The organism is Xanthomonas sp. WCS2018Noco2-27 (assembly GCF_031843525.1).
In the GTDB taxonomy this organism is placed as follows: domain Bacteria; phylum Pseudomonadota; class Gammaproteobacteria; order Xanthomonadales; family Xanthomonadaceae; genus Xanthomonas.
This window is the reverse complement of the sequence record NZ_JAVTIK010000002.1, coordinates 56,630-73,874: the sequence shown is the minus strand read 5'-3', so window position 1 is coordinate 73,874 and position 17,245 is coordinate 56,630. Positions and strand designations below refer to the sequence as shown.

The window sequence follows — 17,245 nt, the reverse complement described above, 5'->3', positions numbered from 1 at the left end:
GTGACCCAAGACTACAAAGCCACTCTCCATCTGCCTGCGACGGAATTTCCGATGCGCGGCGACCTGCCCAAGCGCGAGCCGGCGATGCTGGACCGCTGGGAGCGCGAGGGGCTGTATGCGCAGCTGCGCGCCAACGCGGCAGGGCGTCCGCTGTTCGTGCTGCACGACGGCCCGCCGTATGCCAATGGCCAGATCCATCTGGGCCACGCGGTCAACAAGATCCTCAAGGACATCATCGTCAAGTCGAAGTATCTGGCTGGCTTCGATGCGCCGTACATCCCGGGCTGGGATTGCCATGGCCTGCCGATCGAGATCGCGATCGAAAAGAAATACGGCAAGGTCGGCGTCAAGCTCGACGCGGCCGAGTTCCGTCAGAAGTGCCGCGAATACGCGACCGAGCAGATCGATCTGCAGCGGCGCGACTTCAAGCGCCTGGGCGTGGTCGGCGATTGGGACAACCCGTACAAGACGCTGGATTTCCGCTTCGAAGCCAACGAAATCCGTGCGCTGGCCAAGGTGGTCGATAACGGCCATCTGACCCGCGGCGTCAAGCCGGTGCATTGGTGCTTCGATTGCGGCTCGGCGCTGGCCGAGGCCGAGATCGAATACGCCGACAAGGTGTCGCCGACGGTGGATGTGGCCTATCCGGCACGCGATCCGGCGGCGGTCGCTGCTGCGTTCGGCGCCAGCCTGCCGTCAGGCACCAGCGTGGCGGTGCCGATCTGGACCACCACGCCGTGGACGCTGCCGGCATCGCTGGCGGTGAGCCTGGGCGCAGAGCTCGATTACGTGCTGGTTGAAGGCCCGGCCGATCGCGGTCAGCCGCGCTGGCTGGTGGTGGCCGAGGCCCTGGCGGCCAGGGTGCTGGCGCGCTATGGCGTGGACGACGTGACGGTGCATGGCCATGCCAAGGGCGCCGTGCTGGACCAGATGCTCCTCAATCACCCCTTCTATGCCGAGCGCGAGATCCCGCTGCTGCTGGGCGAGCACGTCTCTGCCGAGGAGGGTACCGGCGCCGTGCATACCGCGCCCGGTCATGGTCAGGAGGACTATCAGGTGTCCAAGCAGTACGGCCTGCTGGAGCGCTACAGCGCCGCGCAGATCAATCCGGTGGACGGGCGTGGCGTGTATCTGCCCTCCACGCCGCCGCTGGGCGACACCGTGCTGGCCGGCCTGCATATCTGGAAGGCCAACGACGTCATCATCGAGGCGCTGCGCGACACCGGTGTGTTGCTGGCGGCCAGCAAGATGGAGCACAGCTACCCGCATTGCTGGCGCCACAAGACGCCGATCGCGTTCCGCGCCACGCCGCAGTGGTTCATCTCGATGGAGCAGGCCAACCTGCGTGCCGATGCGCTCAAGGCCATCGAGCAGGTGACCTGGTACCCGGCGTGGGGCCAGGCGCGCATCGCCGGCATGGTCGAAGGCCGCCCGGATTGGACCATCTCGCGCCAGCGCACCTGGGGCGTGCCGATCGCCTTGTTCGTGCATCGCGAAACCGGCGAGCCGCATCCGCGCAGCACCGAATTGCTGCGCCAGGTGGCCGACCGCGTAGAGCTGGGCGGCGTGGACGTGTGGTACACGCTGGACGCGGCCGAACTGCTGGGCGATGAAGCGGCCGACTACGACAAGATCACCGACATCCTGGATGTGTGGTTCGACTCCGGCGTGACCCATGAAGCAGTGTTGGTGGACCGCGGCCTGCCCAAGCCGGCCGATCTATATCTGGAAGGCTCCGACCAGCACCGCGGCTGGTTCCAGTCCTCGCTGCTGAGCGGCGTGGCGATGGATAAGGCGGCGCCCTACAAGCAGTGCCTCACCCATGGCTTCACCGTGGACGAGCACGGCCGCAAGATGTCCAAGTCGTCCGGCAACGGCATCGAACCGCAGGAGATCATGAAGACCCTCGGCGCGGACATCCTGCGCCTGTGGATCGCATCGGCCGATTACAGCAACGAGATGTCGCTGTCGCAGGAGATCCTCAAGCGCAACGCCGATGCCTATCGCCGTCTGCGCAATACCGCGCGCTTCCTGCTCGGCAATCTGCATGGCTTCGACCCGCTGCAGCATCTGGTGGCGCTGGACGACATGGTGCTGCTGGACCGCTGGATCGTGCATCGCGCGCATGAGCTGCAGGAAAAGATCGTCGCCGCGTACGCGCGCTACGACTTCGCCGAGATCGTGCAGGCGCTGCTGAATTTCTGCAGCGTGGACCTGGGCTCGTTGTACCTGGACGTCACCAAGGACCGTCTGTACACGATGGCCGAAGACGCGCGCGGTCGCCGCTCGGCGCAGAGCGCGATGTATCACGTGGCCGAAGCGTTCGTGCGCTGGGTGGCGCCGGTGCTGACCTTTACTGCCGAAGAGTTGTGGGCGTATCTGCCGGGCGAGCATGTCGGCAACGTGTTGTTCGCTACCTGGTACGACGGGCTGGCGCCGCTGCCTGCCGCTGCCGCGCTCACCAGTGCGGATGTCGACAAGTTGCTGGCCCTGCGCGAGCAGGTGTCCAAGGTGCTGGAGCCGATGCGTGCCAATGGCGCCATCGGTGCGGCGCTGGAAGCGGAGATCACCGTGGCCGCCGATGCGCAGACCGCCGCGCGCTGGCAGCCGCTGGCCGAGGAGCTGCGCTTTTTGTTCATCAGTGGCGACGTCACCGTGACTGCGGCCAGTACCGACGACATCTTCGTCAGCGCGCAGCCGACCACCAAGGCCAAGTGCGTGCGCTGCTGGCACCACCAGGCCAGCGTGGGCAGCGATGCGCGTCACCCGGAACTGTGCAGCCGTTGCGTCAGCAATATCGAAGGCCCTGGCGAGGAGCGTCGCTGGTTCTAGCGTCGCTGGTTCTGATGTCGTGATTGCTTCTCCCGCGAGCGGGAGTCCGTTTCAATACACCTTCTCCCGCAAGCGGGAGTCCGTTCCAATTATTCCTTCTCCCGCAAGCGGGAGAAGGTGGCGCGCAGCGCCGGATGAGGGCCGCGATGGCGCATTCGGCGTTGCTTGCCGATTTGCCCGCCGGGCAGCTTCTCCCGAACCCGGGAGTAGCAACAGTTAAGGTGATTCCATGACCGCAAGACCCAAACCCTCTGCCTTGATCTGGCTCGTGCTGTCAGCCGTCGTAATCGGACTGGACCAGTGGAGCAAGGCCTGGGTGCTGTCCAGCCTGCCCGAGTACACCCCGGTGCCGGTCATCGACGGCTTCTGGAACTGGTACCGCACCTATAACACCGGCGCAGCCTTCAGCTTTTTGAGCGATGCCGGTGGCTGGCAGCTGTGGTTCTTCACCGCGTTGGCGGTGGGCATCAGCGGCCTGCTGGCGTTCTGGCTGTCGCGCACCGCCCGCGGCGAATGGCGCAGTGCGCTGCCCTACGCGCTGGTGATCGGGGGGGCGATCGGCAATGTGATCGACCGGCTGATGCACGGCCACGTGGTCGATTTCATTCAGTGGTACATCGGCAGCCATATCTGGCCGTCATTCAATATCGCCGACTCGGCCATCGTGGGCGGTGCCATCGGGATTGCCGTGTTCGGGCTGTTCGACAAGGGCGGCAAGCGCGAGCCGGGAATCGGGAATCGCCCCTGAAGCCCGGTTGCCGACGCGCCCCGCTTGCTCCGACCCTCTTTCTCCATTCCCGTAGAATGCTCGCCATGGATGTCCTGCTCGCCAATCCCCGTGGTTTTTGTGCCGGTGTCGACCGTGCGATCGAGATCGTCAAGCGCGCGATCGAGACGCTGGGCGCGCCGATCTATGTACGCCATGAAGTCGTGCACAACCGCTTTGTGGTCGACGACCTCAAGCAACGTGGCGCGATTTTCGTCGAAGAGCTCGACGAGGTGCCCGATAACGCCACGGTGATCTTCAGCGCACACGGCGTCTCGCAGGCGGTGCGTCAGGAGGCCGAGCGCCGTGGCTTGAAGGTGTTCGACGCTACCTGCCCGCTGGTGACCAAGGTGCATTTCGAGGTCGCGCGGCACTGCCGGGCCGGCCGCGATGTGGTGCTGATCGGCCATGCCGGACACCCGGAAGTAGAAGGCACCATGGGGCAGTGGAGCCGCGAGCGCGGCCCGGGCACGATCTATCTGGTGGAAGACCTCGATCAGGTCGCCACGCTGCAGATCAATCAGCCGGAAAATTTGGCGTACACCACCCAGACCACGCTGTCGGTCGACGACACCATGGGCATCATCGAGGCGCTGCGCGCACGCTACCCGGCGATGCAAGGGCCGCGGCATGACGACATCTGCTACGCCACCCAGAACCGCCAGGACGCGGTACGCGATCTGGCGCGGCAGTGCGATCTGGTGCTGGTGGTCGGCTCGCCCAATAGCTCCAATTCCAACCGGCTGAGCGAACTCGCCCGCCGCGACGGTGTGGAGTCGTATCTGATCGATAACGCCAGCGAGATCGATCCGGCCTGGATTGTCGGCAAGCAGAATATTGGCCTCACCGCCGGTGCGTCTGCACCGCAGGTACTGGTCGATGGCGTGCTGGCCCGGTTGCGCGAGCTGGGTGCGGGTAGCGTGTCCGAACTGGAAGGTGAGCCCGAATCGATGGTGTTCGCACTGCCCAAGGAACTGCGGCTGCGTCTGGTCAGCTGACTGCGCGTCGATGGCCAACGTTGGCCGCTGCAGAGTGAGCAGCGTTTGGGTGCCGCCACGTCGCTGACGCCGGCGCCCGCCCCTGGGGCGATTGACCAGCCCCCGGCTACGCTCCTACAATGCACGGCTCGCCGGAATAGCTCAGTTGGTAGAGCGGCGCATTCGTAATGCGTAGGTCGTAGGTTCGATTCCTATTTCCGGCACCATCGCTTCAGTACTGGGTCGGCCCTTGGCCGGCCCAGTTGCGTTTTTGGCCTCTGCAGGCGCAATTTCACCCAGTTGTCGCATGCATTGCAGTGCGATTGCAGGCCGCAACGACGGCCATCGCTGCACCCATCTTGGCTTACGCTGCGCTGCGACAACATGTCGCACGATTTTGCGCGCATTTATTGCGGCAGATCATTGCCAATGGGTTTCGTGCAGGTGCAGCAAAGACTAAAATTAGCGCGCTAACTCGTGTCTTCGGTCTGCGCGGGCCCGCCTTCAACAGGGAAGGGCATCGTCGGACATCTCCCTTGCCGGAGACGATGCGCGCGGCTGGCGTTCCTTCGCACTTGGATCGACCGATGATTCCGCTGAAACATCTCGGGCGTTTACTTCGTCCAGGTCTGATGTTGCCCTTCCTGCTGTTGGCAGGGTGCAACTCGGCCATCCTCAATCCGAAAGGCCAGATCGGCCACGACGAGAAGCAACTGCTGATCACTTCCGTGGTGCTCATGCTGATCGTGGTCATCCCGGTGATCGTGATGACGATTGCGTTCGCGTGGAAATATCGCGCATCCAACACGAAGGCGCGCTACGAGCCGGATTGGTCGCATTCCACCGCCATCGAAGTGGTGGTGTGGTCGATTCCATGCGTGATCATCCTGGTGCTGGCGGTGCTGACCTGGCGCTCGTCGCATGCGCTGGACCCGTACCGGCCGCTGGATTCGGACGTCAAGCCGCTCAACATCGAAGCAGTGTCGCTGGACTGGAAGTGGATGTTCATCTACCCGGATCAGAACATCGCCACCGTCAACGAGATCGCGTTCCCGGTGCACACGCCGCTGAACTTCAAGATCACCTCCGATACGGTGATGAACTCGTTCTTCATTCCGCACCTGGGCACCATGATCTACGCGATGGCGGGCATGGAAACCAAGCTGCATCTGGTGGCCGACGAGCCCGGCGAATACTTCGGCCTGTCGACCAACTACAGCGGTCACGGCTTTTCGAAGATGAGCTTCAAGGCGCATGCGGTCGATCAGGCCGGCTTCGACGCGTGGGTGGCCAAGGTCAAGGCATCGCCGACGTCCTTGAATGCCGCCGAATATCAGGTGTTGGCTGCCAATCGCAACGACAAAGAACAGTATCCGGTCACCTACTACTCGTCGGTGCAGGACGGCATGTTCCGGTCGCTGGTCGACAAATACATGAATGGTCCGGGCCATAGCAAAGGCCACGGCGACCATGAGGCATCGGCTGTAGAGCCGGTCGCCATGTGCACTTCTGGAGACAAGTGATGCTAGGCAAACTTACCATCGAGGCGGTTCCGTACCACGAGCCGATCATCATGATCGCGCTGGGTGGTGCAGGCCTGCTCGGCCTGCTCATCGCGGGCGCCATCACCAAGTACAAGCTGTGGGGCTACCTGTGGAAGGAGTGGTTCACCTCGGTGGATCACAAGCGCATCGGTGTGATGTACATCATCGTGGCGCTGGTCATGTTGCTGCGCGGTTTTGCCGATGCGGCCATGATGCGTACCCAGCAGGCATTGGCGGGTAACGGTGGCGAAGGCGTCCTGCCTCCGCACCATTACGACCAGATCTTTACCGCGCATGGCGTGATCATGATCTTCTTCATGGCCATGCCGTTCATGACCGGCCTGTTGAACCTGATTGTGCCGCTGCAGATCGGTGCACGCGACGTGGCGTTTCCGTTCCTGAACTCGCTGAGCTTCTGGCTGTTCGTGGCCGGCGCAGCGTTGATCAACATTTCGCTCGGCGTCGGTGAATTCGCGCAGACCGGTTGGCTGGCGTATCCGCCGTTGTCGGGGCTGGAATACAGTCCAGGGGTCGGTGTCGATTACTACATCTGGGCGTTGCAGGTCTCAGGGTTAGGTACGTTGCTGACCGGCGTGAACTTCTTCGTGACGATCATGCGGATGCGCGCGCCGGGCATGACCCTGATGCGCATGCCGATCTTCACCTGGACCGCGTTGATCACCAACATCCTGATCATCGCTGCATTCCCGATCCTCACCGTGGCGCTGGCGCTGCTGGGTGCCGACCGTTACCTGGGCACGCACTTCTTCACCAACGACGGTGGCGGCAACGCCATGATGTACGTCAACCTGATCTGGATCTGGGGTCACCCGGAGGTCTACATCCTGATCCTGCCGGCGTTCGGCATCTTCTCCGAATTGATCGCCACCTATAGCCGCAAGCGCTTGTTCGGCTACACCTCGATGGTGTACGCCACCTCGTGCATCGGCGTGCTGTCGTTCGTGGTGTGGTTGCACCACTTCTTCACCATGGGCTCGGGTGCCAACGTCAATGCCTTCTTCGGCATCACGACGATGATCATCTCGATTCCGACCGGCGTGAAAATCTTCAACTGGTTGTTCACCATGTTCCGCGGTCGCGTGCACATGACCTCGCCGGTGTTGTGGACCATCGGCTTCATCATCACCTTCACCATCGGCGGCATGACCGGCGTGATGTTGGCGATTCCGGCCGTGGACTTTGTGTTGCACAACAGCCTGTTCCTGATCGCGCACTTCCATAACGTGATCATCGGCGGCGTGGTGTTCGGCTACCTGGCAGGTCTGACCTACTGGTTCCCGAAGGCGTTCGGCTTCAAGCTCAACGAGAAGATCGGCAAAGCCTCGTTCTGGTGCTGGATCATCGGTTTCTTCGTGGCCTTCATGCCGCTGTACGTGCTCGGCTTCATGGGCATGACCCGTCGCATGAGTACCTACAACCATCCCGAGTGGGCGCCGTGGCTGTATGTCGCTGCGGCCGGTGCTGCGATCATCGGCATGGGTATCTTCCTGAATCTGCTGCAGATCGTTTACAGCGTGTGGAAGCGCAAGGAGCACATGGACTACACGGGCGATCCGTGGGATGGCCGTACGCTGGAGTGGGCAACCTCTTCGCCGCCGCCGTTCTACAACTTCGCCGTGCTGCCGCACATCGACGACCGCGATCAGTTCTGGGCCGACAAGCAGAATGGCAAGGGCTGGGTGCGTCCGTCCAAGTACGAGCCGATCCATATGCCGCGCAATACCGGTGCAGGCGTGTATATGGGTGCCTTCAGCGTGCTGATGGGCTTCGGTCTGATCTGGCACATCTGGTGGCTGGCCATCCTCGGCCTGGTGGGCATGATCGGTAGCTTCATCGTGCGCACCTTCGATGACGACATCGATTACTGGGTGCCGGCCGATGAAGTGGAGCGCATCGAAAACGCGCGCTTCGCCCTGCTCGAACAGCAACAGGCGGCGCAGGCCGCGAAGGTGGTATGACCATGGCTTCCTCGACCACGCTTGACCACGCCGCCCACGCGGGCGGCCACGATCACGACCACGAGCATCACGACGGCGGTGGCAACACCGTCTTCGGATTCTGGGTCTATCTGATGAGCGACTGCCTGCTGTTTGCCGGTCTGTTCGCCACCTATGCGGTGCTCTCCGGCGCCACGGTGGACGGGCCGACCGCCAAGGAGCTGTTCGATCTGAAGTTCGTGTTGGTGGAAACCTTCCTGCTGTTGTTCAGCAGCTTGAGCTTCGGCTTCGCGATGATCTCTGCGCACAAGCGCAGCATGACCGGCCTGTATGGCTGGCTGGGCGTGACCGCGCTGCTGGGTATCGGCTTTCTGTGCATGGAAGTCTGGGAGTTCAATCACCTGATCCATGAAGGTGCCGGCCCGGGGCGCAGCGCGTTCCTGTCCGCCTTCTTCACCCTGGTCGGAACCCACGGTTTGCACGTGGCGTCGGGCCTGTTGTGGATGGCAGTGCTGGTGATCCAGATCTCCAAGAACGGCCTGACTGCGCGCAACAGCACGCGTCTGGCCTGCCTGAGCCTGTTCTGGCACTTCCTGGACATCATCTGGATCGGTGTGTTCACCGTCGTCTATCTGCTGGGAGCGCTGTAATGGCCAATCACCACCACACCGAGACCGCGGCCGATGCGCATGCCGGCGGTTTGAAGTCCTACCTGATCGGCTTCGTCATGGCCGTCATCCTCACCGTCATCCCGTTTGCGATGGTGATGAGCGGGGCGTTCTCCAAGGGCGTCACTATCGTCGTGATCTCGGTCATGGCTGCGGTGCAGATGCTGGTGCACATGGTGTACTTCCTGCATATGGATCGCACGCCCGAGCAGCGCTCCAACGTGCAGGTGGGCCTGTTCTCGCTGCTGATCATCGGCATCGTGATCGTCGGTTCGCTGTGGGTGCTGCACAACATGAACGTCAACATGATGCATTGAGACGGCGCCACGCCGGATCGCGTCATGCTGTTATGAAGAAGGCCGCCAGCGATTGGCGGCTTTTTTTTTGCGCATGAATTTGCCTGCGGCATGACCAATGGCATACGGGGAAGCCGTGGTGGGCGCTTAGCATCGTAGGCTTGCCTGTTACAGGTCACCCGCGGAGTTGCGATGAAGATGCCCACCCTGTTGTCCGTGTCGTTGCTGGCAGCGCTGTCGTTGCCCGCCGCCGCGCAAACCGCGCCGCCGCAGGACGTGCCGTTCGACGGCACCTTGAAGATCGACGTCGATGCCACCGATCTGGCGCACCGCATCTTCAAGGTCAAGACCACCATGCCGGCAAAGCCCGGCCCGATGACGCTGCTGTATCCGCAGTGGATTCCCGGCAACCACTCGCCCACCGGTCCGATCGACAAGCTGGCCGGTCTGGTGATCAAGGTCGATGGCAAGGTGGTGCCATGGACTCGCGACCAATTCGACGTCTATGCGTTCAAGGTGGATGTGCCCCAGGGCGGCACCGAACTGGTGGCCGAGTTCAAGTTCCTTTCTCCGCAGGCCCCCAACCAGGGCCGGGTGATGATGACTCCGGAGATGCTCAATCTGCAGTGGAACACCACGGCGCTGTATCCGGCCGGCGTCTTCGCACGCAACATCAAGGCGCAGGCCAGCGTGACGCTGCCAGCCGGCTGGAGCTATGCCACGGCGCTTGAAACCGAGCGCCGCGTCGGCGACACGGTGACCTTCAAGCCGATCGATTTCGATGATCTGGTCGATTCGCCGATGTTCGCCGGCAAGTACTACAAGCGCGTGGAGCTGAGCGCCGGCAAGCAGCCGGTCTACCTCAACGTATTCGCCGACGAAGCCAAGTCGCTGGACGCCAAGCCCGAGCAGATCAAGGCGCATGCCTCGCTGGTGCAGCAGATGGACAAGCTCTACGGCGCGCGGCATTTCGATCACTACGAATTCCTGCTGGCGCTGACCAAGAAGTTGGGCGGCATCGGCCTGGAGCATCATCGCTCCAGCGAAAACAGCGGTGTGCCCACTTACTTCACCGAGTGGGACAAGAGCTGGACCGGGCGCGACCTGCTCGCACACGAGTTCAACCATTCCTGGAACGGCAAGTACCGCCGCGGCGCCGATCTGGCCACGCCCAACTTCAACGTGCCGATGGGCGACAGCCTGCTGTGGCTGTACGAGGGCCAGACCCAGTTCTGGGGCGAAGTGATGTCCGCACGTTCGGGCCTGTGGACGCAGGATCAGGCGCGCGAGATGCTGGCCGGCGTGGCGGCGAGCTATGAGCGTGGTCGCCCCGGCATGGCCTGGCGTACGGTGCAGGACACCACCAACGACCCGACCATGTCGATGCGCCGTCCCAAGGCATACCGCAGCTATCAGATGGCCGAGGACTATTACTCAGGCGGCCAGATGATGTGGCTGGAAGTGGACAGCAAGCTGCGCGCGCTGACCAACAACAAGCGCTCCATCGACGATTTCGGCAAGGCGTTCTTCGGCATGAAGAACGGCGATTGGGACGTCAATCCGTACACCTTCGACGACATCGTCGCCACACTCAACGGCGTGGCCGCCTACGACTGGGCGAGCCTGTTGCGCAGCCGCATGGACGGGCATGGTTCGTTGAACGGCGGCATCGAAGCCAACGGCTGGAAGCTGGTCTACAACGAGGAGCCGAATCTGGCCACCAAGGCCGACGAGAGCGACGACAAGGACGCCAGCCTGACCTATTCGCTTGGACTGTCTTTGAAGGCCTCGGGCGATATCAGCGATGTGCTGTGGGACGGCCCGGCCTTCAACGCCGGCTTGATCGCCGGCAACACGATCATGGCGGTCAACGGCCGCGCCTTCAGCAGTGAGGTGATCAAGGACGCGATCAAGGCGGCCAAGGGCACTACCGCGCCGATCGAGTTGCTGGTCAAGCGCGGCGATCGTTACGACACCGTGCGCATCGATTACCACGGCGGTCTGCTGTATCCGCATCTGGAACGCATCGCCGGCACGCCTGACCGTTTGAGTGAGTTGTACAAGGCCAGGTAAGTGCATGGCTGATGTGCGCGCGTAGGCGCATGTCGACAACGCAGCCGCAGGGGCGACGGACGTCGATCCTGCGGCTTTTTTGTGCTGCAGAATCAGAATTCCCCGATCGCGTGCCGGTCGCGCGATGCAGCGCCGTCGCGCATGCTGAGACCGTCAGCCACTATCCTGTCGCATCAACGACAACAGGCAAGACGACGATGGCGAAGGCGAAGACGGCCTATGTCTGCGGCGAGTGCGGCGCCGAGTACTCCAAATGGCAGGGGCAATGCACCGAATGCGGTGTGTGGAATACGCTCAGCGAAATCGTGCTGGAAAGTGCCACCCCTGGCGGCAAGGCCTCGCCTGCGGCGTCGCGTCGCAGTGGTTGGGCCGGCAAGACCGAGGCACCCAAGATCACTGCGCTCAAGGATGTGCAGCAGTCCGAACAGGCGCGCGTGTCCACCGGCATCGGCGAGTTCGATCGCGTGCTGGGCGGTGGCCTGGTCGAAGGTGCGGTGGTGCTGATCGGCGGCGACCCGGGGATTGGCAAGTCGACGCTGTTGTTGCAGGCGCTGGCCAGCATGGCCTCAACGCTGCCGGTGCTGTACGTCACCGGCGAGGAATCGCTGGCGCAGGTAGCCGGGCGAGCGGTGCGGCTCGATCTGCCGCTGGAAGGCTTGAACGCCCTGGCTGAAACCGGCATCGAAAACATCCTGCAGCACGCCAGCGTGGCGCGGCCGAAACTGATCGTGGCCGACTCGGTACAGACCTTGTGGACCGAATCGTTGACCGCAGCACCTGGGTCGGTCAGCCAGGTGCGCGAGAGCGCGGCGCGGCTGGTGCGTTATGCCAAGGAGACCGGTACGGCCGTGTTCCTGGTCGGGCATGTGACCAAGGAAGGCGGCATCGCCGGCCCGCGCGTGCTCGAGCACATGGTCGATGCGGTGCTGTATTTCGAAGGCGAAAGCGGCAGCCGGTTCCGCCTGCTGCGCGCGTTCAAGAACCGCTTCGGCGCGGTCAACGAGCTGGGCGTGTTCGCGATGGGTGAGAAGGGCCTCAAGGAGGTCTCCAACCCGTCGGCGATCTTTCTGTCTGGCGGCAGCACCCAGCAGCCTGGCAGTTGCGTCATGGTGACCCGCGAAGGCACCCGGCCGCTGATGGTGGAGGTGCAGGCGCTGGTGGATGCCTCGCCGCTATCCAATCCACGCCGGGTGGCGGTGGGATTGGAGCAGAACCGGCTTGCGATGTTGTTGGCGGTGCTGCATCGGCATGGCGGCATCGTGGTGGGCGACCAGGACGTGTTCGTCAACGTGGTCGGCGGCATTCGCGTGCAGGAGACCGCGGCCGATCTGCCGGTGTTGCTGGCGGTGCTGTCCTCGCTGCGCGACCGGCCGTTGTCCGAGAAGACGATTGCCTTTGGTGAAGTCGGGTTGTCCGGCGAGATCCGTCCGGTGCCCAATGGCGAGGACCGTCTGAAGGAAGCCGCCACCCATGGCTTCAAGCGCGCGATCGTGCCGCGTGCCAACGCACCGAAGACGGCCAGCATCAAGGGGATGGAGATCATCGCGGTGGAGCGGCTGAGCCAGGCGCTGGAGGCTGCGGCCGACTGAGGTGTGCGACGGGGGCGGGGGCAGGGGTGGAGCAGGCTGTCCGGCCAAGCGCGGGGTTCGCGCAGTGGGCGTTACCAGCAGGCAGCGTCAAACATTGCCATCGCCTGACGCTCCCCAGCGGAGCCGGCGACCGTCCGTCGGCTGGCGCCCGGCAATTTGCATGTGGGCGTGAAGAAAGCGTTTTCACCAGAGTACGGCTATGGCACCATGCGCGGCCCGTTGCACTGTGCACCGGATCACAAACACTGCTGACTGCTCGTACTGGAGAACCACGATGGAATGGATGTTGTTGCCGCTCAAGCGTTACGCCGACTTCGAAGGTCGTTCGCGTCGCAAGGAATACTGGATGTTCATGCTGCTGCAGGTGATCGTTCTGGTCGTGCTGGGCATCATGTTTGGTATCGCAGCGGCGGTGATGGGGGGCGAGAACGGCCCCGGTCCGCTGGCATGGGTGGTCGGCGCCATCATGGCAATCTTCGTGCTGGCGCTGATCGTGCCCAGCATTGCAGTGACCGTGCGCCGGCTGCACGACCAGGACAAGTCGGGCTGGTTCTATCTGATCAGCTTGGTGCCTTACGTCGGCGGGTTTATCGTGCTCGTGTTCATGTGCCTGGATGGCACGCCGGGCCCGAACCAGTACGGTGAGAGCCCGAAGCAATAATCGCTTTGCACGAAGTGGATTGAACGATGGCGCAGGGATTCCTGCGCCATCGTCGTTTATGCGGCTTGGAGCGACCAGGCAAGCGTCGCGAGCGGTGATCAGGTCAGGTCGCGTAGACCGCGCAAAGAAGTCGCAATGTCGCGTGGTACCTGCTGATCTCCAGCACGGGCTGCGTCGCCGCGTTGATCGCATGGCGTACCGAGCACGCCATCGCCGGGCGCAATCACGGCGGCGCGCTGTGGCCGCATCGAGCCGGTTGCCGCCCGATGGTTGCGCAGTCGTTCTGTCAGTTGCTCTTTTTAGGCGTCTGCACTGGGCTAGCTGCTCCAGCGGAGCGGCCCTAAGCGCAATCGGTTGTACCTCGGCCAATGCAGGTGCTTATTGCGCATGCAAACGGGCGAACTGCATTCCACAAGAGGACAAGGCAGCAAGCCTGCAAGGCGCCTCACTTGGCTGATTCCCAGCGTGGGGTAGCGCATGAGCAGCGCAGCGGCCTGCAGTCTATCTGCGCCGATGGAACCCTGTCGGTTCCTGTTTAAGTCAGCCTAAATAGTTCGAAAATGAAGTTAATCGGATAACTCAAGTGCGCTGAAAATCGCAACTAAGACCGCATGACGCCGTCGCTAGTGAATGCACGTCGCTACCGTCGCTATCCGCAATGCTGTTACTTCGATACGTGCATCAGTCTGGCCTGATCCCGAAAGCAGCGTTCAGCAGGCGGCGGCATGATGTCCGGTACTCGAACCCACGCTTTTGCCAAGCATTGGCGGGTCCCTGTCCTGCAGCGCGAGCTCAAGCTTGTAGCCATGCGAATACACGGTTCTGATGCGGACCACTCCACTGTGGTTGCACAGCTGCAATTTCTTGCGCAGCTTGTAGATGTGTTGCTCCATCGTGCGATCGGTGAACTCGGTGTGGCTACCCCAGACCGCCTTGGCGAGCTGGCAGCGGCGGAAACAGACGCCGGGGCTGGAAAACAGCATCCAGGCAATCGAGAACTCGCGCGCGGTGAGCACGATCGGCTTGCCGTGCAGATAGACGGTGTTTTCTTCGCGTATCAGCTGATACGGGCCGACGGTGAGGTGCTGCGATTCCTGGCAGGTCTGGGGTGCAGGGGTAATCGCCAATGCCGCGCGCACCTGGAGTTCGCACGAATTGAATGGGAGCGCTAACACTTCTTGTGCGCCGGCTTGGTACCAGGCCAGGATGTCGTCGGGGCAGTCGAAACGTCCCAGCACGATCAGCGGCGTGGGATGACCGCTGTGGCAGCGCTGCCAGGCCAGGACCGAGCTATCGTCCGAGGCTACGCAGGTCGCATCGAAAATCAGGAGTTCGCAGGGCGAATGCCGCAAGGAGCGCAACAGCTCCAGCTCATCGGAAAACACTGCAAATTGTGGCCCCAGCGGGGCAAGGCTCGCGTTGACCTGCGATGCCAGACGCGCGTCCTGCGTCAACAGGAAAGCCGATCCATGCTTGCCGGGAGGATTGCCGTGCATCAGCCAGCCTTCCCATGACGGCACACGTACCAGTCGTGCGTGCGGTGCCGATCACGGGCCGCAGGCGTCGCCACAAAATCCACAGAGAGAGATAAGTGCATTGCCATACCATCCGGCTGCGAAGGGGGGGGGGAGGGTCTGACCGAGGTCGGACGAATGGTATGTACCATTCCAGCGGCAGAAAGTTTCACTGCTACGCACTTTTCTTCGGGTTTGGGTCGGTGCGCTTTAGCTTGCGCTCATCTATACGCAACGCAGCTCTTACATCTTGGGTATGTATAAGCCGATGCATGCATATCCACGCGCCGTGTCTGGACATGTTTGTCCGGATGGGCAGTAGAAAATTGGTTTGGAAAGGTCTAGACCAAGGTATTGCGATTACGGCGAATCCGCGGCGCTTAGGGAATAGGTTCACCTGGGCAGGTAACACGAAAGTTACTTTCGTTATGAGCGGGACGTGCCCGCAGCTGCGTGACTATGGTGTGCCTGTCGCGCATGCCGAATTCGACTCAAACACCCCAGAATCCGCATCGAGACCGTGCGTTGGCAGACGTTACAGGACGGCGCTGCGCTATCCGGGAGCAGCGCGACGTCCGTACGTGTTCGGATGGTGGGAAATGTCCTGCGCTAGACAATGTGCACGCTCTGCAGAAAAGAATGCCGCATATGCAAAACGCACGGCAGAAGCGTTGGAAGACAGAGTGAGGTTTTTTGATTTTTGCGGTGCTTGCAGGTGGGAAATTCCATTGGATCCGCTGCATACAATCGTTTGCGCCAGTGAGAGCTGCGCATTGTTTGTTTTTGCTCGTCCCCCCAAGAGAGAGCCCGGCATGATCCTTTCAACCTACTTCGCAGCGATTTCTGCGTTGTCTTACGCAGATCGTCTTCCTACCTATACAAGCAGGATGCTGGTTGGTGCCTGGCCGCAAGGTCTGCAACATCTTCAACAACGCCGTGATGGCCAGGGAACACCCGATGGCCCCGACGATGAGGTCAGCCTGCTGGGCGCCAGCGGCGATGCCCTATTGATTCTCGAATACCAGGAAGAAGCCGAAGATGCATACCGACATGCGCTGAAGGCAATGCGCGGCCAACAGCGGCAGCTGCGGCTGCTCTCGTGCCGCAATACCGCCTGGTTGATGCTGAGCCAGCGTCGTCTGAGTGCGGCGTTGAACTGCTTCGCGCAGCTTGCGATGGACCGCGATACGCCGGCCTGCCTATGCGGCGAAGGTCTGCTTGGCAAGGCGCTGACCCACTTTCACCTCGGCCAGAGCACGTTGGCCTTGCAGACGCTGGAGCGTGCGCGCGAGTCGCTGTCCGAGCTGGAAACCGGTGCCTCGGACTGGTTGCGCATTGCCACCGCGCTGCGCCTGGACATGATTGCGCAGCTGCGCATTCGTCGCGCCGACCGCATGAGCGACCACGTGTTCTGGCAGGCCACGCTGCGCCAGGAAGACGCTGCGCATGCCTTCGAGCCCAGCGAACTGCGCGCCTGTATCGCCGATCTGGCCGAGAGCATGCCGGTGCTGGCGCAGCGGATGCGCCACGTGCGCAACCTGCTGCGGATCGCTGGCGGCGACACCTTTGGGTTCGACGCGCAGATCGATGCGCTGCCGGCTGCGGCAACCGGTTGCCCGCCCTGCGCGCGGCAGGATGCGCAGGTGGAGCTGGCATTGGCTGCACTGGCGGTAGGCCGCGCCGATCTGGCCGAGCGTGCCCTGGCCGGGGCCGGCCGGCATCACGCGCCGCGCTGGAATCTGGAGTTCGAGTACTGCCAGGCCAAGATCAGCCAGGCGCTGGGCCGTACCGAACAGGCCTTGCTGCTGTACAACCGCTACGCGCTGGGTGCGGTGCAATGCCTGCGCAGCGAAGTGCAGGCACCGCGTCTGCTGGAAAGCGGCACCCCGGCGCACGTCAGCGACGATATCTCCGCGCGTCTGCCGGCCAAGTACCGCCGTGCCTACGGCTACATGATCACCAATGCCCACCGCTCGGACCTGTCGATCAATGAAGTGGCCGCGCAGATCGGTGTGACCGGGCGTGCCTTGCAGCAGGCGTTCAAGTCGGCCACCGGGCTGTCGCCGACCCAGGTGCTGCGGCGTTATCGCATGCAGAGCATCCGCGACGAGCTGCTGGCCGAAGGCGGCTGCGGCAGCGTGTTGCAGGCGGCCAGCCGCTGGGGCGTTGGCAGTCGTTCAGCGCTGGCCAAAGGCTATCGCCAGCACTTCAATGAAGCGCCGATGGAAACCCTGCAACGTTAGCCGACAGCGCCACGGCCCGGCATGTACGCCGGGCCGTGGCGCGTCGTTTCCGACGACTGGATACGGGCTGGTCGCGGGACGTACGCAGCTGTACGCACGCTGGCACAGAAGCCGAAGTGAGACG

At 62.7% G+C, this 17,245-nt stretch carries 12 protein-coding genes and 1 tRNA gene; 12 read left to right on the top strand and 1 reads right to left on the bottom strand.

The window, feature by feature from the left end:
- From ileS to RQH86_RS05300, 11 genes are all read left to right on the top strand, one after another.
- Positions 1-2,832, top strand: a complete 2,832-nt coding sequence (ileS, locus tag RQH86_RS05350) for an isoleucine--tRNA ligase (protein WP_311239483.1) — start codon at positions 1-3, stop codon at positions 2,830-2,832.
- Between the two features lie 229 nt (positions 2,833-3,061).
- On the top strand, positions 3,062-3,580 hold the full coding sequence (lspA, locus tag RQH86_RS05345; RefSeq protein WP_055845533.1) for a signal peptidase II: 519 nt from the start codon (positions 3,062-3,064) through the stop codon (positions 3,578-3,580).
- Positions 3,581-3,645: 65 nt separating this feature from the next.
- A complete protein-coding gene (gene ispH / locus RQH86_RS05340) occupies positions 3,646-4,596 on the top strand; it encodes a 4-hydroxy-3-methylbut-2-enyl diphosphate reductase (RefSeq protein WP_115514419.1) in 951 nt (316 codons plus the stop codon).
- A 130-nt stretch (positions 4,597-4,726) separates the two neighbouring features.
- Positions 4,727-4,802, top strand: a tRNA-Thr gene (locus tag RQH86_RS05335).
- A gap of 360 nt (positions 4,803-5,162) precedes the next feature.
- A complete protein-coding gene (cyoA, locus tag RQH86_RS05330; protein WP_055845531.1) occupies positions 5,163-6,098 on the top strand; it encodes a ubiquinol oxidase subunit II in 936 nt (311 codons plus the stop codon).
- Complete coding sequence (gene cyoB / locus RQH86_RS05325; protein ID WP_055845528.1) at positions 6,098-8,098, top strand: cytochrome o ubiquinol oxidase subunit I; 2,001 nt, start codon at positions 6,098-6,100, stop codon at positions 8,096-8,098. Before cyoA ends, cyoB begins: the two co-directional genes overlap by 1 nt.
- Positions 8,095-8,727 carry a cytochrome o ubiquinol oxidase subunit III gene (gene cyoC / locus RQH86_RS05320; RefSeq protein ID WP_181112921.1) on the top strand — a complete coding sequence of 211 codons (633 nt, stop codon included), beginning with the start codon at positions 8,095-8,097 and terminating at the stop codon, positions 8,725-8,727. Before cyoB ends, cyoC begins: the two co-directional genes overlap by 4 nt.
- Positions 8,727-9,062 carry a cytochrome o ubiquinol oxidase subunit IV gene (gene cyoD, locus RQH86_RS05315; RefSeq protein WP_005989936.1) on the top strand — a complete coding sequence of 112 codons (336 nt, stop codon included), beginning with the start codon at positions 8,727-8,729 and terminating at the stop codon, positions 9,060-9,062. Before cyoC ends, cyoD begins: the two co-directional genes overlap by 1 nt.
- A 171-nt stretch (positions 9,063-9,233) precedes the next feature.
- Entirely contained in the window at positions 9,234-11,114 is a 1,881-nt protein-coding gene (locus tag RQH86_RS05310) for a tetratricopeptide repeat protein (protein ID WP_311239484.1), read from the top strand.
- Between the two features lie 197 nt (positions 11,115-11,311).
- Entirely contained in the window at positions 11,312-12,703 is a 1,392-nt protein-coding gene (gene radA, locus RQH86_RS05305; RefSeq protein WP_115527328.1) for a DNA repair protein RadA, read from the top strand.
- 274 nt (positions 12,704-12,977) lie between these two features.
- On the top strand, positions 12,978-13,364 hold the full coding sequence (locus RQH86_RS05300; protein ID WP_311239485.1) for a DUF805 domain-containing protein: 387 nt from the start codon (positions 12,978-12,980) through the stop codon (positions 13,362-13,364).
- A gap of 710 nt (positions 13,365-14,074) precedes the next feature.
- Here RQH86_RS05300 and RQH86_RS05295 read toward each other — a convergent pair.
- Positions 14,075-14,860 carry a response regulator transcription factor gene (locus RQH86_RS05295; RefSeq protein WP_311239486.1) on the bottom strand — a complete coding sequence of 262 codons (786 nt, stop codon included), beginning with the start codon at positions 14,858-14,860 and terminating at the stop codon, positions 14,075-14,077.
- A 905-nt stretch (positions 14,861-15,765) separates the two neighbouring features.
- Between RQH86_RS05295 and RQH86_RS05290 the strand changes: the two genes are divergently transcribed.
- The gene (locus RQH86_RS05290; protein WP_193552548.1) at positions 15,766-17,121 is read left to right on the top strand and encodes a helix-turn-helix transcriptional regulator; all 1,356 of its coding nucleotides are present in this window, start codon (positions 15,766-15,768) and stop codon (positions 17,119-17,121) included.
- The last annotated feature ends 124 nt before the right edge of the window (positions 17,122-17,245 follow it).

Excerpts from the sequence above, each read along its gene's own strand:
- ispH (WP_115514419.1), top strand. The coding sequence starts at position 3,646 with ATGGATGTCCTGCTCGCCAATCCCCGTGGTTTTTGTGCCGGTGTCGAC.
- RQH86_RS05310 (WP_311239484.1), top strand. The coding sequence starts at position 9,234 with ATGAAGATGCCCACCCTGTTGTCCGTGTCGTTGCTGGCAGCGCTGTCG.
- RQH86_RS05290 (WP_193552548.1), top strand. The coding sequence starts at position 15,766 with ATGCTGGTTGGTGCCTGGCCGCAAGGTCTGCAACATCTTCAACAACGC.
- lspA (WP_055845533.1), top strand. The coding sequence starts at position 3,062 with ATGACCGCAAGACCCAAACCCTCTGCCTTGATCTGGCTCGTGCTGTCA.
- RQH86_RS05300 (WP_311239485.1), top strand. The coding sequence starts at position 12,978 with ATGGAATGGATGTTGTTGCCGCTCAAGCGTTACGCCGACTTCGAAGGT.
- cyoD (WP_005989936.1), top strand. The coding sequence starts at position 8,727 with ATGGCCAATCACCACCACACCGAGACCGCGGCCGATGCGCATGCCGGC.
- cyoB (WP_055845528.1), top strand. The coding sequence starts at position 6,098 with ATGCTAGGCAAACTTACCATCGAGGCGGTTCCGTACCACGAGCCGATC.
- cyoA (WP_055845531.1), top strand. The coding sequence starts at position 5,163 with ATGATTCCGCTGAAACATCTCGGGCGTTTACTTCGTCCAGGTCTGATG.
- radA (WP_115527328.1), top strand. The coding sequence starts at position 11,312 with ATGGCGAAGGCGAAGACGGCCTATGTCTGCGGCGAGTGCGGCGCCGAG.
- RQH86_RS05295 (WP_311239486.1), bottom strand. The coding sequence starts at position 14,860 with ATGCACGGCAATCCTCCCGGCAAGCATGGATCGGCTTTCCTGTTGACG.
- cyoC (WP_181112921.1), top strand. The coding sequence starts at position 8,095 with ATGACCATGGCTTCCTCGACCACGCTTGACCACGCCGCCCACGCGGGC.